This window comes from Sinomonas sp. P10A9 (genome assembly GCF_041022165.1).
In the GTDB taxonomy this organism is placed as follows: Bacteria; Actinomycetota; Actinomycetes; order Actinomycetales; family Micrococcaceae; genus Sinomonas; species Sinomonas puerhi.
This window is the reverse complement of sequence record NZ_CP163302.1, coordinates 3,556,162-3,575,627: the sequence shown is the minus strand read 5'-3', so window position 1 is coordinate 3,575,627 and position 19,466 is coordinate 3,556,162. Positions and strand designations below refer to the sequence as shown.

Here is a 19,466-nt window from a genome sequence, read left to right as displayed (position 1 = left end):
CCGAGGACACCCGACACGGCAGCGCCCCGCAGACCGTGGTCTACGGGGCGCCGTCTGAGCCTGACGGCTCACATCGTGTTGACGATGAGCCCGATGTGCGTGAAGAAGTTCATGGCACCGAAGAGCAGGAAGACGATGCCCGCGATCATCCAGAGTGCGCCGATCCAGCGGACGATCACCTGGTGCTTGTAGCCGGAGCGGAGCTGGCGCGCGGCAAACGGAAACAGGACGGCGCCGAGGCCAACGAGGGCGAAGAGGCCGGACATGAACGTGGCCTCGAGCCACGGCCACTGCGCAAACGCGCCGGAGATGGGCTCCTGTGGGGGAGCGGCGAAGAGCTGGTAGGTGATTCCGGCGGCGGCGATCCCGAAGAGGCTCAGGCCGAGCCCGCCGACGAACCATGAGATCGGCCGGGCCACGCGCGCTGCCGCTGCGACCGGGTCGGCGGCTTCGCGAAGTACCGTGCCGCGCTTCCAGAGGTAGAACGCCGCGCCGAGGAGCAGTGCGCTCAGGCCGAGGCTCGTCTCACCGAAGATCACGTTGTCGAACGGGAAGCCGCCCTTGGCGAGTGGCCATGTGAGGGTCATGTGCAGGCCGGTCGGGAACAGGACCAGGCCGAGGATGCCCAGGGCCACGGCCCAGCCGTCTGTCTGCAGGGGCTCCGATCCGGGTCCGTTGGTGCGGGCCTTGATGAGGTCCTTGCCGAGGACGACGAGCGCGATCAGCGCGGCGCCCGCGGCCACCGACATGATGGTGTTGTAGGTCGGCATCGTCGACCAGTCGATCTTCAGTCCCATGGGAACCGACATGTCTGACTCCTTGGTCATGGTGCGGGGATTGCCCGCCTCTCTAAAACCTATACACGTGTATAGACATGGAGTGGAGCAACGGGCCCCCGGGATTTATTCCGGCACAATGGGCAGGGTGGAGGGGAAGCAGGAGCGCAGCCGCGAGCGGCGCCGCCGGATGGCCGACGCCGCGGCCCGCCTCCTCATCTCCGACGGGCCGGCGGCGATCACGCACCGCGCTGTCGCGGAGGCCGCCGGGCTCGCGCCGGGATCGGGCAACTACTACTTCCCGACCAAGCAGGTGCTCTATGCGGCGGCGGTGGAGGGCGCGGAGGACCTCCGCTTACGTGCGGCCCAAGCGAGAGCCGCCGAGTTGGACGCGCAGCCGCGGACCCTCGAGGAGATCGCGCGGGAGCTCATGGACGTGTTCTTCGCGCCGGGGCTCGCCGCGGACGTCGTAGTGCTCCGACTCCTCCCGATGCTCGACGCCGGGCGCGACGCCGGCCTGCAGCGCATCATGCAGGCCCACCGGCCGCTCCTGGCCGAGGCGGTCAACGCCGCCCTCGAGCGCATGACCGGCCGCCGCCTCGCGGACCGCGACGTCGAGCTCGTCATGCAGGTCATCGCGGCGGGCCTACTCCACGCCGACGGGACGGAGGCCGACGCCGGCCTCGCCGCGGCGACCGCGACCGTCGCGAGGGTCCTCGAGCTCCTCGGCCTCCGCGGGGCCGCGGGTCAGGTCACACGTCGAAGCATGCGTTGATCTGGATCGTGCCTCCGAGTTCGAGGAACGGGTGGTCCTCGAGGAGAGCGCGGACCTCGGACACGGAACGCGCCTCGATGATCGTGTAGCCGTCGATCTCCACCGGCGGGAGAGGCGGCCCCTTGGTGGACATTTGCCCGGCGTCGTAGACCGGCGCACCGAAGTCCACCATGGCCTGTCCGAGGGCCTTCTGGGCCCATGCCCGGAAGTCGCGCCGCTGGGCGGTGAGGACGTCCATGTCCGGGTAGGGGTAGCCGTGGTAGGTGATGAGGAAGCGTGCCATCACAGTCCTTCCGCCGCTCGTGGCGTAACGGTACCGCCGCTGGGCCCGCGGGTGTAGAGCCCGTGGTCCACGGTCGGCCCACCTCCGGGACCAAGGCACGACGGCGGCCTCCCGCGCCTTCGGGTCGAGGTGCCTGGCCGGGACTCGCCGCACCCCAGCCAAAGCCGCGTTCGCCCCACATTGCGGGGGTGATGGCCCCACATTTCGAGCCTATCCTTGACTATCGGCGCCGTAGGGGCGCCGCCCAGCACCCGAGGCGGTGGGGATCATGAAGAATCCATTCGCACCCAAGTCCGAGGCCTCCTCGCATGCGGTCCCGCCCAAAGAAGGTCCGCACAAGAGATGGCACACCCGGGAGGGCGACGGCATCGCCCACGGCCGGAGCAGCCTATTCGTCAGCCAGCATGACGCGCCCCTCGCGCCCGAAAGGACATGCATCCAGGGCCACGACATCCTTCCTGGGCAGGATGTCTGCAGCCACGGCCACCCGGTCGGCTGATGCCTACTCGGCCAGCAGTACTTCCTTGAGGCTCATAGATCGGCGTCCGGTGAGGGTCTCGACGTCGTCGGTGACGTGCTCCATCTCGCCGGCTGCGACGGCCGTGTAGGTGGAGACCCAGGCGTCGTACTCCCAGTCGGGCGCCGGCCATTTCCTGCGCGACTCGTAGGCCTCGGGGACGGTCTCATTGTGGAAGGTCACGTGGGTGCCACGGATGGCGGAGATGATGTGCGCGATCTGAGCCATGGTGAGGGCCTCGGGGCCGGTGAGGGTGTAGGTCACGCCAGCGTGGGCGGCCGGGTCGCGCAGCACGGCGGCGGCGCACCTGGCGACGTCCGCCTGGGCGACCACGGCGACGGCGCCGTTGCCCGCGGGCCCGCGGATGACGCCGTCGTCCCCCACCATGCCCTCGAGGAAGTCGGAGTAGAGGCAGTCGCGAAGGAACGTGTAGGCGAGGCCGGCGTCCTTGATGTACTCCTCGGTGGCGAAGTGGTCGCGGGCGAGGGTGAAGGTCGCGTCGGGCTCGGCTCCCATGAAGGACGTGTAGACCACGTGCCGCACCCCGGCCGCGGCGGCTGCATCGATGAAGCTGCGGTGCTCGTCCATACGCGTCTCGCTCTCCCGCCCGGAGACCATGAAGAGCGTCTCGACGCCCTCGAGCGAGCGCTCGCAGAGAGGGCGGTCGCCGTAGTCGGCCGGGCGCACGACGGCGCGTGGCAGCTTGGGTGCCTTCGCTGGGGTTCGCGCGAGCAGAACGAGCGGGAGGTCGTCGGCGGCGAGGAACCGGGCGACCTGCCCGCCGATCGTCCCAGTGACGCCGGTGATGCCGATTGTCATGCTGCGAGCGTACCGGGACGGTGGCAGAGTGAAGCCGAAATCCGCGGTGAAGTCGAAACCCCATATCTCACTCCAACGGGTTTACAGTGTGGCCATGACTGAGCAGCGTGCCACCACCCCCGAACCCGCCGACGACGACGCCGAGTTCCCTGCCGAGCAGGAGGCAGACGGCTCGCGCGACTCCGTCGACGACGCCAACGCCCTCCGCTTCACGGAGGAGGAGCAGCTCATCCAGGCGGAGATCCGCCGACACCGCGAGGAATCGGAGCGGCGGAAGCGGGAGCAGGGGAAGGCTTAGAGTCGCCCTGGTCTTCCTCCGGAGGGCACCGTCCCGAGATCGTCTCAGGGTTTTCCGAGATCTCCCGGACCAGTGAGTAGTCGCAATCGACAGCGGTCTCGGCGTTCAAACGATCCCTTGGGACTGGATTCCTCCCTCTCCGCGGCCAGCGGCTTGGTACCCTGGCGAACTATGGAGTGTGATACGAAGCCGAAGGCTGTTTCCTGGTTTGGTCGGAGCCGAAGAATCATCAATATGGATCCCGTCTATCAGCGAGAAAGCGGCGTCTGGTCAAAGGACCGGAAACAGCTATTCATTGACTCTATCGTTAATGGTTTTGACATCCCCAAGATATACATGCACGTAGTAGACCTTGATGATGCGGGCTTTGAGTTCGCCGTGGTGGACGGAAAACAGCGGATATCCACTCTTCTCCAGTTTCTGGACTCGAATCTCGCACTTGCCGAGGACTTTAAGTATTCGGGCGTAGATTGCGAGGTGCCACCGAAGGCGGGGCAGCTTTTCAAGGATCTTCGCGAGGAGACGCGCGATATCATAAAGGAGATATCTCTGGATGTCACGCTGATTCGAGGTGCAGACGAGGATGACATTGAAGAGCTATTCTCCCGTCTGAATAACGGCGAAAAACTCAATGCCGCGGAAAGCAGGAATGCAATCGGCGGCCCTGTCGCCAAGGCGGTCCGCGATCTGGCGCAGGAACCATTCTTCAAGACAAAGTTGAAGTTCTCGAATCGGCGGTATGCTCACTATGAAGTTTCTTGCAAACTTCTTTACCTCGAAAAGACATTTCTTGAATTTGGAGAAGACAGGACCGCAGACCTAAAGAAGAAGTACCTCGACAAGTTCGTGCGCGACGGGAAGAAGATGCCGGGCGCGGATGCCACAAAGCTTGCCGACCGAGTTGCTGCGCGGTTGAAGGACATCTCGCCGATCTTCGACCAGAATGACATGGAACTCTCGAAGCAGTCCTACCCACAACTAATGTACGTTTTTGCAACTCACGTTTTGGGAAATTATGGTGGGGCAGGCATCAAGGAGATGATGAAGAGATTCCTGGTTGAGTTCCGTCTTGCGAGGAATGAAAATCTCAACCGAGATGAAGAATCGAGGGATTCTGAGCTCACAGAATTCGGTCGTTTAATGCAGCAGGGAACTAACGATTCGGGAAGCATGGAAAAGCGACGAGACATTCTTGTCAAACGCTTTTTGCTCGCGCATCCAGAAGTTGTTCTGAAAGATACAAAGAGAGGCTTTACGACCGAGGAGCGCTGGGTTCTTTGGCAGCGGTCTGATAAGCGTTGTGCCAGCTGCGGTCGTCCACTTCAAACTCTTGAAGAAGTTGACGCGGATCACGTGAAATGGCATTCTCAGGGAGGCCCAACTTCGCTGAGCAACGCTCGTGCGCTGTGTGTCCCCTGCAATAGAGGGCACGGCGGCACCAGTCGCGAGCTCGAGTTGATTGCTCCATGACCACCTGAGCGGCAACCGAAACAGCTTTGGCCTAACCGCTCGAGTATGCCTATTCCGACAAGACGCTCGTCGGCATCTTCCTCGAAGCCCTCTTCCTCGGCCTGCTGACGGACAAGTTTGGCCGCCAGCTCATGTACGCGGTCGACCTCTGGGTGCTCGTGCTCGGCTCGGTGCTCCAGTTCTTCGTCCAGGACTCGATCCTGCTTGTCATCGCCCGGTTCATCATGGGCCTGGCCCATCGGCGCGGACTACCCGATCGCCAACTCCCTCCTGGCCGAATGGCTCCCGCGCAAGCGCCGTGGCCAGATGCTCGGCGTCCTGCAGGTTGGCTGGTTCATCGGTGCCGCGGTCGCGTCGATCGTCGGCTACGCGATGTTCGAGGTCTTCGGCGCAGACTCGTGGCGCTGGATGCTGGTCTCTTCCGCCTTCCTGGGCGTGATCGTGCTCCTGCTCCGCCTCGGCACCCCGGAATCGCCCCGCTGGCTCCTCCACCACTGCCGCGTCAAGGATGCCAAAAGGCCGCCCTCCGCGCTGCCCTAGCAGACCAGCTCAGCGTCGAGCCCGTCGTCTTCCATGCCGACCACAGGGATGAGTCGGAGAAGGGCAAGGTGGACCTCCGGATCTTGCTCCAGCCCATCTGCCTCCGCCGCATCATCTTCTGCGCCGGCTTCTACGTGCTCCAGGTCGGGCCGCTCTTCGCGATCTACACGTTCGGGCCGTCCATCCTCGCCGCGTTCAGGCTCGGCCAGGGCAACGCCTCGAACCTCAGGATCCGTGGCGACGACCTCGTCTTCCTCATCGACTGCCTCCCGGCGCTCACGGTCATCGAGACGTGGGGCCGCAGGCCGCTCATCATCTGGTGCTTCGCGCTCATGTCCATGCCACTGTTCGTCCTGGGCTTCGCGCCGTCCGCACCGGTCGGCGTCATCGTGGCGTGCTTCCTGGCCTACGCGCTCTTCTCCGGTGGCCCGAGCATCCTCGAGTGGGCCTACCCGAGCGAGCTCTTCCCGACTAACGTCCGAGCCTCGGCCGTCGGCATCACCACCGCGGTCTCCCGCATCGGCGCCGTGTCGGGCACGTTCGGCCTGCCGTTCGCACTCACGGGATGGGGGATCGGCCCGACCAAGCTGGTCGCCGCCGTGATCACCTTCGCAGGGTTCCTGCCCTCGCTGTTCCTCGCCGAGGAGACCCGAGGCATGACACTCGCCCAGGCCGGCGGTCAGGCGGCGGACGACGGCGCCACGCCGGCCGACGCGGTCGCCGCCGCCACTGTGGCCGACTGATCTCAGCCGAAACGACAGGCGGGCCCGGACCGAGAGGTGCGGGGCCCGCCGTCATGCGTCGGAGCGTCCGGACAGATTCACGGGGCTCGGGTGCCGGGGCGCGTCGTGTCGGTGATCGGTAACGGCGGAGTAACGCGCTGCCGCGATAATCGCCCTGTGAGTGGAACTGAGAGTTCCATGGGCAGGGAAAGGGTGATCCACTTGCTAAGTGATGCGACGATTCTTCTCTGGGTGGTAATGGCAATCGTCGTCGGTTCCATTGGCTTCCTGATTAGATTTAGATTCGCTCAGCAGAAAAGGTCCAAGGATCCCAAAGCGACGAGTTTGACGAGGCCTCTATTGGCGATGCTTCTTGTCGGCGGCATCCTGATATTTACGGCGGCGTCTATCGAAATAGGCTCGTTCGGTGATCTCCAGAAGCTGCTGGTTGGTGCCATAGTTTCTCTTGCCGGGTCGGCAGTCGCCTACTACTTTGCCTCTTCGGCGGCCGACGAAACGCGGCGAGATATTCTTGGATACAGTTTCGGGCAGCTTGCGGTGCCGAACTTGAAAGGGAAGGCGGTCAGTGAGGTTCAGGCGGTAGTTGCGGGCACTACATTTTCGCTTCAGTTGCCCTCGCCATCACCTGACCCTAACGACATCGTCATCAGCCAAGATCCGCCCCCTGGCCCCGTAGCAGGATCAGCACGTATGATCGTCGTCAAGACGGCCCCCCTGCCATCCATTGCGAAGGTTGACCCGGGCAGTGGTACGAAGGACGGGGGAACAGATATCACAATTACCGGTACCGGATTCAAAGATGCAACTAAGGTCAGTTTTGGAGATGCCACCACGAACATCGTGAGTGCAGGGGACACCCAAGTTACCATAAAGAGTCCGAAGATGCCGGACCCGATAAAGGTAGATGTGACCGTGACGACTCCTGCTGGCACCAGTGCCATAAATGCCGATGCGAAGTACGAATTCACATAACTGGCTCTTCACAATGTGGAGTGTAGCCGTGTCTGAATCCGCCGGTCCCGAGCAGGGACCGGGCGATGTCGTTTGTCGGCTTCCGGAGGCCTAGGGCTGAGTCGCCGAGGTGTTCGAGCCGGCCATAGATGGCCTTGCTTGGCCCGCTGGATATTCCCGGCGGTCCCGGAACGTCCGCGGCCCTGCGCTTGGCTTGGGCTACGTGCGGTCGCCGCAACCGTGCTGACAGACCGGAAACCCCAGACAAAGGCGGGAGAGGACCGGGAAGCAAAGGCGGGAGGAAGACCAGTAACGCGGGGTCCCGGCGTCGAGCGCTTTTGGGTGGGTTGGGGGCGAGCGCTTTTGGGTGGGTTGGGGGCGAGCGAGTTACTGGGCCAAAGCGGCACAGATGTCTGTGCTCTTGCCCGAGGTGCTCACGACGGTGGCATTGCCGCTCTGATCGGTGGTGAAGACAACGCGCCCCACGTACTGAGTGGTCGTCGGGCCAGCGGGATGATCCGTGGGGAAGAGGATGAGGCCGTTGTTGCCGGTGAGCGTCACGGTGCTTGTTCCGTCTGGATTGAGCGTCGTGTGCTGGACGGAGCCGCTGGACTGGATGGCCAGCGACTTCCCCGTGTCCGCGTTGGTGTACGTGAGCGTGTACCCGTCGCCGGCGGTGATAGTGCGGATGACGTTGCCGTTCTTGTCCCTGAATTCCTGGATGTGCGTCTTCGCATCCGTGCCCGAGACCTGCAGATGAAAGGCACACCCGAGGCCGGCCGGCAGATCATAGAAGAGCGCGGACGGAACGGGCGTGGGTGGCGCAGCGGTTGCGGGCGGCACGCCCACGAGCGAGACGACGGCGAGCACCGTGAGCGGGGACATTCGGCGGACTGCGGCGTGGTTCACGGGACCTCCAAGCGGCATGACGTTGCTTCATTCGTGCGCGCGGCCTTCGATGAAGTCCGCGGTGGCTCTCAGGAACTCGGCGGCCGAGACGGCACGGGCGTGGGCCATGTTCGTCTCGGCGTTGAGTACGTTGGCATCGGTGGGGACGCCGCCCGGAAGCGTGATCGCGGCGGGTGCCAGAGTCGCGAGGAACGGTCGGGCGGCGACGACGGGTGCCGCGTCCAGTTCGGGGTTCTGCTTAGGCTGGTCCCTGAACTTCGCCAGCACCTGCTGGAGGAAGTCCTCATTGGTGACTTTGCCGGCGGCGGTGACGATGAGGATGGCGGCCGCGGCCGTGAAGTCCCCGTGCCCGCCCGTCTCGTAGGCGACCTCGCGGGGGCCGCATGCACAGAAGGCGACTTCGCGTATCGACGTGCGGCGGTCGGCCTTCGATGGCGTCCCGCGCTGCGCCCTGTAGGCGGCCACCATGTCCTCGGTGGGGTGCACGAAGCGAGGCCTGCGGCCCTGGTCTGCTACGGGTGCGGCTGAGTCGGCCTCCGGGAACGGGGAGCGGGTCGCCTCCCCGGAGTGGCAGGAGTCGAAGAAGCAGGTGACGTCCACCCCGTCGGGGATGAGGTCGAAGACCGCGCCGAGGTCGTCGTCGATGATGAGATTCCCGGACAGGAAGTCGACCGGGCAGAGCGCCTGCTCGTAGGGCCAGCTCGCGTCGTCGTCGCCGGTCAGGTCCGGGACATAGGTCCCATGGCCCGAGTACTGGATGGCGACGACATCTCCTGACTGGCTCTCGGACACCAGCGCCAGGATCCGCTCGAGAATGTTCTCTCGTGTGGCGTCCTGATCGATGAGCTTCTCGACGTCGAACCCCAGTGTCTCGAATTGGGCTCCCCACGCCTCGGCGTCCGCGACGCAGCCGGACAGGCGCAGGTTGCCCGGGTAGTCGTTGATGCCGATGCAGAGGGCGCGCTTCGGCCTGGTGTCCACCGGCTTGAGAGGCAACGGCTTGGAGTACGACCAGGGGTCGGGGCCGAGGCCTCGATCCGTCGGATAGGGGAACGCCGGAGAGTTACCAGTCACGCGGGTTGCGAGGCTGTTCATGGTGTCCGGATCCTTGTCGAAGTCCCCATGAGAGGTGGCCTGGCTTGCGTCGGCCCCAGTCGTTGCGACGGTCGGAGTCCAGACGACGTCCGCTGGCGAGGCGGGGACGGCCGGGGGACCGAAGAGCGTGCGCAAGTCGCTGTCGGCGCTGATGCTGTCCTGAAGCCCGAGTATTGGGCAGTCCAACTCGGGTTCGAGGGCGTGGCTGATCAGGTACAGCAGGGAAGCGTTGTAGACCTGAAGGCAGTTATCCGCGCGTTCGTGCGCGCGGTCCATCGTGAACATCGACATCCGGTAAATTCGCCCTCCGATTTCCGGAACGATGGTGCTCTTGAACAGGTCTACGCGTTCGGCCGGCGCGAGGAAGATCACGTTGTCGAAGTGGGGGACTCCCACTGCCAACGCTGTGGGCACGAGGTACGAGTGGAAGATGGCGCCTGCACTGTGGCCGATGGCGTTGGTGGCGATTGCGCCGGCGTTGTGCTTGGCGTAGTCCCCCAGCAGGTTCGCGAAATACGCCGCCCCACCCTCGGGCTGTGTCCCGAGTGCCGGCCGCGAGGCGTTCGCGGCGCTGTCCTTCATATTGCCCCAGACGGCGGGACCACCGTCGAAATGCAGGGTCAACTCGATGATGCGGTCTTTGGCGTTGCTGAAGAACCCTCGGGCCCCACGGGTCACCGGCGGCTGGACGAGCGCGCTGAGGCTCTCGGCGAGCCCGGTCTCCCACACGAAATAGACGGGATAGACGCCGTTGGATTTCCACCAGTCGATCTGGTCGTGTGCATTCTTCAGCCCGGCGCCCTCGTCGACGAGCCCGCCGTGGGCCCAGAGGACGACCGGCACCGGGCCTGGGCCATGGTCGGCAACGAACTGTGGAAGGCTCTTGTCCCAGGCCGGGTCGAACATCCGGTCCACGTCGGCCTGCGAGGTGGGCAGCTCGCCATCCGTCGCGAGTCTGCCCTGAGACAGCGTGATCACGTTCGGTCGAATTGATGCGAGCTCTTCCGGCGTGAGCCCTGAACTTCGTGGGGTGGAGGGAGTCGCTGCGGTTACTGACATGTCCTAGCTCCTACGAGACGCGGGTCTTTGACCTCGAGTGTCGGAGTGGTCAGGTACATGATCGAGTGAGAGGCGTTACCGCAGCGTTACCGGTCCGAGGCGGCGCCGGGCAGTAACCAACCGAGCGACAGGCGGGCCTGCACATCAACGGTGCGGGCCCGCCGTCGTGCGTGAAGCTCCGGCTCCCTCAGCCATCCCGGGCCAGGGGCATGAGCGACGGCGGCCGGCTCCTGATACACTCGGGGGTATACGTAATACCCCAGGGGGTATTCGACCGACGATAGAGGAGTTTGCCGATGTGCTACCCAGTGACGTGCAAGACGTGCAAGAAGACGACCTGGTCCGGTTGCGGCCAGCATGTGGATCAGGTGAAGCGCGGTGTCGCGAAGGCTGACTGGTGCAACGGCCAGCACTCCCAGGCGGAAATCGACGCCGCGAAGGGCCCGAGCCTCCTCTCCCGCATCTTCGGCCGCTGAAACCCTGATAAACGGACGACGGCGGGCCGCACCTCGAGCGTGCGCGCCCGCCGTCGTTCCCGCTCACTTCGCCGTCCGGCCGGCCTGAGACACGCGACTTAAGTCCATTCCGGGGGAGTGGATCGCGTCGCTAGGTTGCTGTCATGCACGCTTGTGAACGACGGCACCCCTCAGAACGATGACGTCCCCCGGACCGGACACGGCCGCGAACCACGTGGCCGGGCGGCGCACCCTGCTCAAGGTGTTGGGAGCCGGCGCGGCGGGAGTCGCAGCAGCTCCACTCCTCTCCGCCTGCGTCCCCGCCCGGGACGCAGCCTCGGCAACCCCCACGGCCTCGCTCGCGCCGAGCCCTGCGCGGGAGGTCCCGCCCCTCCTTGACCAGGAGAAGGTCAAGAGCGCCCTGGCGAAGCTGGACGGGATTGTCCAGGATGCGATGAAGAGCACCGGAGTGCCTGGCATCGCCGTGGCGGTCGTCTACCGGGACCAGGTCGCCTACCTCAAGGGCTTCGGCGTGCGCGAGGCAGGCAAGCCCGAGAAGGTGGGCCCGGACACGGTGTTCCAGCTCGCCTCGGTGTCCAAGCCCCTCGCCTCGACCGTCATCGCGGCGGTTGTGGGACGCAAGGCCGTGCAGTGGACCGATCCGCTCATCAAGCACAACCCGGGATTCGCGCTGAGTGACCCGTTCGTCACCCGGAACGCCACCTTCGAGGACATGCTGTCCCACCGAGGCGGCCTCAGGACCGGGTCCGGCGACCTGCTCGAGGACCTCGGCTTCGACCAGTCCTACATCCTGGCGCACATCGGCCAGCAGCCCCTTGATTCCTTCCGCGCGAGCTACAACTACAGCAACTTCGGCTTCACCGAGGGCGGCGTCGCAGCGGCAGCGGCCATGAAGATGCCGTGGGAGGACCTGGCCGACCAGGTCCTGTTCAAGCCACTGAAGATGAACTCGACCAGCTACCGGCACCGCGACTACCTCAATGCGGCGGACAAGGCGCTCATCCACGTCCGGGATGGGCAGGGCTGGGTGGCCAAGTACGCACGCGACGCCGACGCGGAGGCACCGGCCGGCGGCGCGAGCTCCTCAGTCCGGGACCTCGCCGAGTGGATACGCCTGCAGCTGGCGGCCGGCTCCTACGGCGGCCAGACCGTCGTGGACCCCGAGGCGCTCGCGGCCACCCACGTTCCACAGATCGTGTCCGGGCCACCCTCCGGACCCGCCGCCCGGACCCGCTTCTACGGCATGGGCTGGAACGTCTCCTATGACGACCACGCCCGGGTCCAGCTTGGGCATTCGGGCGCCTTCAACCTCGGCGCAGCGACGGCGGTGGCCCTGCTGCCCGGCGAGCAGCTGGGAATCGTGGTCCTGACGAATGGCCGGCCCGAGGGCATCCCCGAGGCGATCAGCGCGGGCTTCCTCGACGTCGCCCAGAACGGAGACCCCACCGTCGACTGGCTCAGCTTCACGGGAGGCGTCTTCCGGGCGATGGACGAGTCCGAGAAGCCGGCGGTCGACTACTCCAAGCCCCCCGCCCAGAGCGCCCCGGCCCGCGCGAACACTGCCTACACCGGGAGCTACGCCAACCCTTATTACGGCCCAATGGCCGTGGCTGAGGCGGACGGGGAGCTCACCCTGCAGATGGGCCCCTCCGGCAAGCCCACCACGTTCCGGCTCACGCACTTCGACGGAGACACCTTCTCCTTCGAATCGGTGGGCGAGAACGGCAACGGCCTGGCCGGAGCGATCTTTGCCCTCGGGGCCGACGGAGCGGCCTCGAGCGTCAGGCTGGACTTCTACGACAAGACCGGCCTGGGGACGTTCGTCCGGCAGGGCAGCGGGAATCATGGCTGAGAGGGCCGTGTGATGTCCGGGCGCGTGCCCCGACGATGGGCGCACGGATCCGCGGTCCTGGCCGTCGTCGCGCTCCTCACCCTCACCGCGTGCACGCCCCAGCCGACCGCGGACGCCGCCGCGACCACGGGAGGCGCCAGCGCGCCGTCGTCCGTGAACCCCGAACTCGCGGCGAAGGTCCGCGGGATCGTCACCGACACGATGGCCAAGGACCGCCTCAGAGCGGTGATTGTGCGGGTCACGGTGGACGGCCAGGCTGTCATCACCGAGGCGTTCGGTGAGTCCATGCCGGGGGTGCCCGCCACCACGGACATGCACTTCCGCAACGGAGCCGTGGCGATCTCGTACATGTCCACGGCGCTGCTCCAGCTCGTCGACGCGAAGGAGGTCAGCCTCGACGACAAGCTCTCCAAGTGGCTCCCGGAGGTGCCCCACAGCGACAGCGTCACGCTCGGGCAGCTCGCACAGATGACCTCGGGCTACGCCGACTACGTCCAGGACCAAGGCCTCATCGACGCGCTGTACAAGGACCCGTTCCACACGTGGACGCCGGAGGAGCTCGCCTCGATCGGCGCGTCCAAGCCGCTCTTCTACAAGCCCGGGACCAACTGGGACTACGCCCACACCAACTACGTGCTTCTCGGTCTGGCCCTCGAGAAGATCACCGGCATGCGGCTGGATGCGCTCCTGCAGGAGAAGGTGCTCGGGCCCCTCGGGCTCCGAAACACGCGCGATCCCGGCTCTCCAGCGATCCCTGAGCCCGTCCTCCACGCCTACACGTCGGAGCGCCGGGAGCCGCTGAAGATCCCGGCCGCTATCCGGTTCCTGGAGGACTCGACGTACTGGAATCCGTCCTGGACGCTCGCCCGCGGCGCCATCCAGACCACGGACATTGCGGATATGGCCGCGACCGCGGACGCGATCGGCTCGGGCACGCTGCTCTCGCCGGAATCCCATGCACTGCAGGTCAGCCCGAGCCTGCGCGGCAAGGGCAGCAAGATCGACGGGTGCCCCACCTGCGCGCAGCAGAGCGTCGGGTACACCTACGGGCTCGGCGTGGTGATCAGCGGTGACTGGCTCCTGCAGAACCCGATGTTTGCCGGGTACTCCGCGGTGGAGGCCTCGCTCCCATCCCAGAAGATCGCCGTCGCCGTCGCCGCCACCTACAGCGCGGACGCCTTCGACAGCTCGGGGAACACCCCCAACCGGGCGCAGGATCTCTTCCGTCTCATCGGCGCCGCAGCCGCGCCCGACGACGCCCCTCCCGTCCCGCCGTCCTAACGCCGGCCGCTTGGGCCGCCGGCAGCTCCTTGGCCGGCGGGAACCTGCTCCTCGCTCCGGTACATCGCGGCCTCGGCATGGGCGCGGGACCTCCATCTGGTCCACGCGCGGACGGTGGCGACCAGCGCGACGACCGTGACGGCGCCCGCGAGCCACCACCCCACCACGGGAACGGTCGAGAGCAGGACGGCGGCGAGCAGGAAGTACGGCACCGTCCGGAGGCCCTCGCTCACCGCACGGGCAGGCAGGGCCAGCGCGATCGTGAACCACAGGAGCGCCGCGGGCCACGTCGTCGTGGCGTACCAGACCCCGATTACGGCGCTGATCGCGCTCGCGAGCAGGGTGGTCAGCCACCAGTCCCGCCCGGGCCTTGACCGCTCGACGGGCGGGCCCATCGTCCCCTGGGTCACCGCCGACGCGACGTCCGCCGCGATGCGCGCGGCAGGCTTGACGAACAGGCGGTAGCCGAGGCGGAAGAGCACGTCGAGTCCCAGGATCGAAGGTGTGGTGCCGGGGTGGGGCGGTGAACGTCCCCGAGGATGCTATCGGGCCGATCACCTTCGGCCACGCACCGCCACAGCTACGTCCTTAGGTCCCTCGCAGGGCCCGGATCTGCGCCAAGTGGTCGTCCGCAGGACTGGCCGCGCCCGGGCGCCGTCCGTAGGCTAGGCGACAAGCGTTCGGCGAGATGCCGGGCCGCGGAACCCGAGGCGAAGGGGTTTGTCACGATGACGAAGACGCACGTCCACGAGAGCCACACTGTCACCGAGCACGAGCACGGTGACGGCTGCGGACACGAGACGGTAGAGCACGGCAACCACGTCGACTACGTGCACGACGACCACCGGCATGCCCTCCACGTGGACCACTACGACGATCACGAGCACGTCGCAGAGCACAACGTCCACGACCACAGGCACGAGCCCGGCTGCGGCCACGCGGAAATCCAGCACGGCGACCACGTGGACTACCTCCACGGCGGGCACAAGCACGCCGAGCACGAGCACCACTACGACGAGCACTGAGCCCTCCGGAGGTTCGACGTCGCTCAGCCGCCGTGACCAATGAGGTCCCGCTCCCCGGCGGGGACGTCACTGAGGGGATCGTGCGCGTCGGGGGCACCGTGCGCCGGCCGCTCGGCCCGCACTCGCCGCTCGTCCATGCCGTCCTGGGGCACCTTGAGTCCGTCGGGTTCGAGGGTGCCCCGCGGTTCCTCGGCCTCGACGACCGCGGGCGGGAGGTGCTGACCTTCGTCGAGGGCGAGGTCGCCGGCCGCCCGCACCCGGCCTGGCTCGCCGATGATGCACGCCTCGCCTCGGTGGCCCGGCTGCTCCGCGCGTACGACGACGCCGTGGCCGGGTTCGAGCCTCCGGCCCACCTCCTCGACGCGGTCGCCCCGCCCGACCTGCCGGGCATGCCGCCCGAGCCCTCCGTGCCCGACGGGGCCGAGCGGTTCATCGGACACCTGGACGTCACGCCCGAGAACGTCGTGTTCCGCGGCGGCCAGGCCGTGGCCCTCATCGACTTCGACCTCCTCAGGCCCGCCACGCGGGTCGACGAGGTGGTCAACCTGTGCCTGCATTGGGCCCCGCTGTCTCCCGAGCAGGACCGCAGCGATCCGCTCCGGCGAGCGGACGCCGTCGTGCGCACCCGCCTCGTCGCGGATGCCTATGGCCTCGACGACCCCGCCCGCGCCCTGCTGGTGCCCACAGCCATCCGGAGGACCGAGCGGTCCTGGCACCTTATGCGCCACCGCGCCCAGACGCTCGGAGGCGGCTGGGCGCGGATGTGGGCGGACGGCGTGGGGGAGACGATCCTGCGCCGGCTCGAGTGGCTCGAGGCCGAAGGGGACCGGATCACGGTGGGCCTCGGTGTGGGGCGGTGACGCCGGGGCGCACGCCTTCGAAGACCTCTGCGCGTTAACAGGCCCTGACCGGCACAACAGGTGCGCGCGCACACCGGTCATGCCGGTCAGGGCCTGCCATGCGGCGGGCGCCGGTCTCAGCCCGACGGGCACCGGCCGTCAGCGCGAGCCGTCGTGCGGCTCAGACGAGGACAGCGGTCGGCAGCATGAACCCCGTGAAGAAGTCGGCGAGCTCCTGGTGCGCGTCCAGCGGGAGAACCTGTGCCACGTACTGGTCCGGGCGGACCACCACGATGGCGCCGCGGGTGCGGTCGATCCCGCGCTCCTCGAAGATGTCCGATCCGGCGGCGTCCGCGGTGAACATCTTCTCGTAGTCCACGAGCCCGAGCGGGCCCTTGCGCGGCATGAGGAACTCCGGAAGCTTCTCGAGAGCGAGGTCGCGATGGCCCTGCTGGAAGACGGCCCGGACGTCGAACACGGCGTCAGGGTCCGCGCCGTCCGGCGTGAAGCGGCGCACCGGCGAGTTCTCCGACTCGGCGAGGAACCGGCTGAAGGCCGCGATGCCCGACTCGGGGGACTGCGGGTCCCCGGCGCCGGCGAACGCGTAGATGCGCCAGCGGCCGTCCGCCTCGGCCACGTGCCCGAGGCCCACGGGCCTGGCGTCGGCCAGCCGGACCACCGGTGCGGAGTAGAAGCGCTGGCCCACAGGGAAGCCCGTCGCCACAGCCTGGTGCTGGGTGGTGCCGGTGAGCAGAGCGGGCGTGTACTCGGTGGCGAATCCGGCAGTGAACCGGCCCGCCTCGGTGAAGATCTGCTGCTTCTCGGCGGGGTCGACGCCGCCGGCCTCGGCGTGCTCCGGGTCCTTGGGCTTGGCCGCCATCATCGTGGAGAAGCGCAGATCGAAGTCGATGAGCTCCTGAGCAATCGCCTTGCGCTCCCCGGCGTAGGTGTCCAGGAGCGACTCGGGGCTGCGCCCCTCGAGCACGGCCGCGAGCTTCCAGCCCAGGTTGAATCCGTCCTGCATCGAGACGTTCATGCCCTGACCGGCCTTGGCACTGTGGGTGTGGCACGCATCGCCGGCAATGAAGACGCGCGGGGTGCGGGTCCCTCGCTCGGCGTCCAAGACGTCGTCGAACCGGTCCGCGATCCGCTGGCCCACCTCGTAGACCGACCACCAGGCGGTTTCCTTCACCTCGAGCGTGTACGGGTGCAGGATCTTCTGCGCCGCCTCGACGAGGGACTCACGGGTGAAGCGCTTGCGCGCATCGCGGTCGGCGGGATCGAGGTCGCCGAGGTCCACGTAAAACCGCACGAGGTACCCGCCCTCGCGGGGGATGATGAGGATGTTGCCGCCCGAGGGCGACTGGATGACTGACTTCACGCGGACGTCCGGGAAATCGGTGACCGCGAGTACGTCCATGACGCCCCACGCGTGGTTGCGCGCATCGCCGCGCAGCTCGATCCCGAGCGACTTCCGCACGGCCGAGCGTGCGCCGTCGGCACCCACCACGTACTTGGCGCGCACGACGACGGTGCTCGCCTCAGCCGGAACGGCGGCAGCGCCTGCCTCGCCGTCAGCCGCGCGACGCAGGGTGACCTTCACGGGGTAGTCGCCACCGTCGGGGAGGACCTCGACGTCGGTGACTTCGAGGCCGTACTCCGGCTCGAGGCGGGCGGGGGAGTTGCGCATGTGCTCGAGCAGATACTCCTGCATGCGCGCCTGGTTGACAATCACGTGGGGGTACTCGGAGAGGCCCTCGGCCACGTCCTGGACGCGTCCTGTGCGCACAATCCCGCTGCTGTCCGCCGATTCCGGGCCCCAGAACGTGGTCTCGTTGACCCAGTACCCCTCGCGCATGAGCTTCTCCGCGAGGCCGAACGCGTTGAACATCTCCACCGTGCGGCATGCGACGCCGTCCGCCTGGCCGAGCTCGAGCGGTCCGTTGCGGCGCTCGACGACCCGCGTGGTGATTCCGGGGAATTCGGCGAGCTGGGCCGCGAGCACCACACCGGCAGGGCCGGTGCCGACGACGAGGACGTCGACTTCCTGGGGCAGCTCGCCGCTGCCCGAGCGGGGCTCAACGCCCCCCGGGGCCGCGGGGCGGAGGTCGGGGTCTCCGGGGCGGTAACCGTCAAGGTAGAACTGCATGGCTGCTCCTCGTTGCTCGCGTTGATCGCTCGGGTCCGTGGACCCCGGGCTGGATCCCGCGGGCGACATTGCCGGGCGGGACCCCTGTCACCAAGGCTAGTGACACGGCTCACGAAAGTGCTAATAAGTTCTTCTGTGCAGAAAAATCGGAGCCAAGATCGGCAAAGAAGCCCATATCTAGGCCTATCGTCGATCTATGCGTTCTGCTTTGCAGAATACTACTGACCGCGTGAGGGGGTCGGCGGCTCTCTGCCCGGAGGGCCCCAGCTGTCCCTCAACTGCCCCTCAGCTGTCCGTCAGTCGCCCTTCGGGCTGAACGGCTTCGGCACGTACGTGAAGCTCGAGGTCGTGAGGAGCTTGCCGTCGGCGTCGGCCACATCCACCGAGGCGACCACGATCGTCCGCCCCGCCCGCACGAGCCGCGCCGTCGCCACCGCGGGGCCGCTGCGCGAGTTGTCGATGAAGTTCAGGCTCGACTGCACCGCGAGCGGGAAGAGCCCAGGTTCGAGGGCCTGCATCGCGAGGAACGTCCCCGTGACATCCGCGGCGCCGAAGAGCGCCGTGGCTGAGAACATGCCGCCTGCCTGACGCAGGCGCGGGGCGAGGGGGATGCGCATGGCAAGCGTCGCGCCGTCGCACGCGTGCGGCTCGATCCCCAGCGTGTCCGTGATCTCCTCGAAGCCGATGCCCGCGCGGAACGCGTCCCACGCGGTCAGGAATTCTTCGAGGCTGGCGGGCAGGGGCACGCGGGGGTCCTTTCGCTGGGACGGCGGTGGAGTGAGTGGGCGCAGTACGCTTCCACCTCCTGTACCGACGCGGTCGGCCCCGAAGTTACGCGGCCGGTTCATGCCAGCCGGGAGTGCCTTCCCGCAATCCAGCCAGCAACGTTCGGGCCGAGGATCTCCATTCCCGGTCCGGCGAGCAGCGCCCCGTTCCCGAATCCGGGCAGCGGGGGCTCGACGACGATGACCGGCCTCGCGTCGCCACGGGCTGCGAGGAGCCGCCGCACGAGGTCGGGGAGGCGGACGGCCTCGGGGCCCGCGATGGTGACATCCTGGGCCCGCCTGCGGGTGGCCTCGCGGACGAGGACCTCGGCCACGGCGTCGACCGCAATCGGCTGGACGTACCAGTCCTGGGCGGTCACGCGGTCGGGCTCGTAGCTGACGGCGCTCGAGCGCTCGGCGAACTCGAACCATTGCGCCGAGCGGACCACCGACACTTCGAGTCCGCTGTTCCGGACGGTCTCCTCCTGATCGCGCTTGGCCACGTAGTAGCTGAACGTGTCGAAGTCCGGCTTCTCGACATTGGCGATCGAGAGGGCCACAAGCCTGCGCACCTCGGCGTCCACGCACGCGTGCACGAGATTCCGGGCAGAGCGCACGACGGCGTCGAAACGGCTCATGCTCTCATCCGGCGGTGTGGGGCTCGAGGCATCGATGGCGACCTGCACGCCGTCGAGCGCCTCCGCGAGCCCTGCGCCCGTGACGAGATCAACGCCGCTGCTGCGCGACATCACCACGACATCGTGCCCCTGCTCCTGCGCGAGCGCTGCGACCCTCGATCCGGCCGTGCCGGTTCCACCCACAACGGCGATCCTCATGCGCCCAGC

At 67.1% G+C, this 19,466-nt stretch carries 20 protein-coding genes and 2 pseudogenes; 12 read left to right on the top strand and 10 right to left on the bottom strand.

The features are described 5' to 3' along the window. Window positions 1–68 precede the first annotated feature (68 nt). On the bottom strand, window positions 69–809 hold the full coding sequence (locus tag AB5L97_RS16405) for a DUF981 family protein (RefSeq protein WP_307958470.1): 741 nt from the start codon (window positions 807–809) through the stop codon (window positions 69–71). A gap of 115 nt (window positions 810–924) precedes the next feature. Between AB5L97_RS16405 and AB5L97_RS16400 the strand changes: the two genes are divergently transcribed. After that, window positions 925–1,551 carry a TetR/AcrR family transcriptional regulator gene (locus AB5L97_RS16400; protein ID WP_369045447.1) on the top strand — a complete coding sequence of 209 codons (627 nt, stop codon included), beginning with the start codon at window positions 925–927 and terminating at the stop codon, window positions 1,549–1,551. Here the strand turns inward: AB5L97_RS16400 and AB5L97_RS16395 are convergent. Both AB5L97_RS16395 and AB5L97_RS16390 read right to left on the bottom strand, forming a co-directional pair. Continuing rightward, window positions 1,529–1,834: a YciI family protein gene (locus AB5L97_RS16395; RefSeq protein WP_369045446.1), complete on the bottom strand. Its 306-nt coding sequence runs from the start codon at window positions 1,832–1,834 to the stop codon at window positions 1,529–1,531. The genes AB5L97_RS16400 and AB5L97_RS16395 overlap by 23 nt on opposite strands. A gap of 502 nt (window positions 1,835–2,336) precedes the next feature. Next, window positions 2,337–3,170, bottom strand: a complete 834-nt coding sequence (locus AB5L97_RS16390) for an SDR family oxidoreductase (protein WP_369045445.1) — start codon at window positions 3,168–3,170, stop codon at window positions 2,337–2,339. 94 nt (window positions 3,171–3,264) lie between these two features. Between AB5L97_RS16390 and AB5L97_RS16385 the strand changes: the two genes are divergently transcribed. From AB5L97_RS16385 to AB5L97_RS16360, 6 genes and pseudogenes are all read left to right on the top strand, one after another. Next, window positions 3,265–3,468, top strand: a complete 204-nt coding sequence (locus tag AB5L97_RS16385; RefSeq protein WP_369045444.1) for a hypothetical protein — start codon at window positions 3,265–3,267, stop codon at window positions 3,466–3,468. 234 nt (window positions 3,469–3,702) lie between these two features. Then, complete coding sequence (locus AB5L97_RS16380) at window positions 3,703–4,938, top strand: HNH endonuclease family protein (RefSeq protein ID WP_369045443.1); 1,236 nt, start codon at window positions 3,703–3,705, stop codon at window positions 4,936–4,938. Between the two features lie 74 nt (window positions 4,939–5,012). Then, window positions 5,013–5,114, top strand: a pseudogene (locus AB5L97_RS16375) (hypothetical protein); the annotation flags it as partial. Window positions 5,115–5,142: 28 nt separating this feature from the next. Continuing rightward, window positions 5,143–5,478, top strand: coding sequence for an MFS transporter (locus AB5L97_RS16370; RefSeq protein WP_369045442.1), 336 nt, complete (start codon window positions 5,143–5,145; stop codon window positions 5,476–5,478). 68 nt (window positions 5,479–5,546) lie between these two features. After that, window positions 5,547–6,221: an MFS transporter gene (locus AB5L97_RS16365; protein WP_369045441.1), complete on the top strand. Its 675-nt coding sequence runs from the start codon at window positions 5,547–5,549 to the stop codon at window positions 6,219–6,221. Between the two features lie 156 nt (window positions 6,222–6,377). Next, entirely contained in the window at window positions 6,378–7,193 is an 816-nt protein-coding gene (locus tag AB5L97_RS16360) for an IPT/TIG domain-containing protein (protein ID WP_369045440.1), read from the top strand. On the opposite strand, the pseudogene AB5L97_RS16355 reads toward AB5L97_RS16360, so the two are convergent. The 3 genes and pseudogenes from AB5L97_RS16355 to AB5L97_RS16345 form a co-directional block, all read right to left on the bottom strand. Then, a pseudogene (locus AB5L97_RS16355) lies at window positions 7,186–7,383 on the bottom strand (ISL3 family transposase); the annotation flags it as partial. The gene AB5L97_RS16360 and the pseudogene AB5L97_RS16355 overlap by 8 nt on opposite strands. A gap of 176 nt (window positions 7,384–7,559) precedes the next feature. Next, window positions 7,560–8,081, bottom strand: a complete 522-nt coding sequence (locus AB5L97_RS16350; protein WP_369045439.1) for a hypothetical protein — start codon at window positions 8,079–8,081, stop codon at window positions 7,560–7,562. A gap of 27 nt (window positions 8,082–8,108) precedes the next feature. Then, complete coding sequence (locus tag AB5L97_RS16345; protein ID WP_369045438.1) at window positions 8,109–10,235, bottom strand: caspase family protein; 2,127 nt, start codon at window positions 10,233–10,235, stop codon at window positions 8,109–8,111. A 296-nt stretch (window positions 10,236–10,531) separates the two neighbouring features. Here AB5L97_RS16345 and AB5L97_RS16340 point away from each other — a divergent pair, with 296 nt between their 5' ends. The 3 genes from AB5L97_RS16340 to AB5L97_RS16330 all read left to right on the top strand — a co-directional run bounded on the left by AB5L97_RS16340 (window position 10,532) and on the right by AB5L97_RS16330 (window position 13,844). Further along, window positions 10,532–10,711, top strand: coding sequence for a hypothetical protein (locus AB5L97_RS16340; RefSeq protein ID WP_307958456.1), 180 nt, complete (start codon window positions 10,532–10,534; stop codon window positions 10,709–10,711). 178 nt (window positions 10,712–10,889) lie between these two features. Further along, window positions 10,890–12,563 (top strand): serine hydrolase, encoded by a 1,674-nt coding sequence (locus AB5L97_RS16335; RefSeq protein WP_369045437.1) that lies wholly within the window; start codon window positions 10,890–10,892, stop codon window positions 12,561–12,563. 12 nt (window positions 12,564–12,575) lie between these two features. Beyond that, window positions 12,576–13,844: a serine hydrolase domain-containing protein gene (locus AB5L97_RS16330; RefSeq protein ID WP_369045436.1), complete on the top strand. Its 1,269-nt coding sequence runs from the start codon at window positions 12,576–12,578 to the stop codon at window positions 13,842–13,844. Here the strand turns inward: AB5L97_RS16330 and AB5L97_RS16325 are convergent. Further along, on the bottom strand, window positions 13,841–14,326 hold the full coding sequence (locus AB5L97_RS16325) for a hypothetical protein (protein WP_307958453.1): 486 nt from the start codon (window positions 14,324–14,326) through the stop codon (window positions 13,841–13,843). The genes AB5L97_RS16330 and AB5L97_RS16325 overlap by 4 nt on opposite strands. Before the next feature lie 246 nt (window positions 14,327–14,572). On the opposite strand from AB5L97_RS16325, the gene AB5L97_RS16320 reads away from it, so the two are divergent. Both AB5L97_RS16320 and AB5L97_RS16315 read left to right on the top strand, forming a co-directional pair. Continuing rightward, entirely contained in the window at window positions 14,573–14,869 is a 297-nt protein-coding gene (locus AB5L97_RS16320; protein ID WP_307958452.1) for a hypothetical protein, read from the top strand. 32 nt (window positions 14,870–14,901) lie between these two features. Then, window positions 14,902–15,729, top strand: coding sequence for a phosphotransferase (locus AB5L97_RS16315; protein ID WP_369045435.1), 828 nt, complete (start codon window positions 14,902–14,904; stop codon window positions 15,727–15,729). A gap of 160 nt (window positions 15,730–15,889) precedes the next feature. Here AB5L97_RS16315 and AB5L97_RS16310 read toward each other — a convergent pair whose 3' ends face one another. The 3 genes from AB5L97_RS16310 to AB5L97_RS16300 form a co-directional block, all read right to left on the bottom strand. Further along, window positions 15,890–17,857 (bottom strand): FAD-binding monooxygenase, encoded by a 1,968-nt coding sequence (locus tag AB5L97_RS16310; protein WP_369045434.1) that lies wholly within the window; start codon window positions 17,855–17,857, stop codon window positions 15,890–15,892. 296 nt (window positions 17,858–18,153) lie between these two features. Continuing rightward, window positions 18,154–18,603, bottom strand: a complete 450-nt coding sequence (locus tag AB5L97_RS16305; protein ID WP_369045433.1) for a PaaI family thioesterase — start codon at window positions 18,601–18,603, stop codon at window positions 18,154–18,156. A 98-nt stretch (window positions 18,604–18,701) separates the two neighbouring features. Next, window positions 18,702–19,457 carry an SDR family oxidoreductase gene (locus AB5L97_RS16300; protein WP_369045432.1) on the bottom strand — a complete coding sequence of 252 codons (756 nt, stop codon included), beginning with the start codon at window positions 19,455–19,457 and terminating at the stop codon, window positions 18,702–18,704. Window positions 19,458–19,466: the final 9 nt, after the last annotated feature.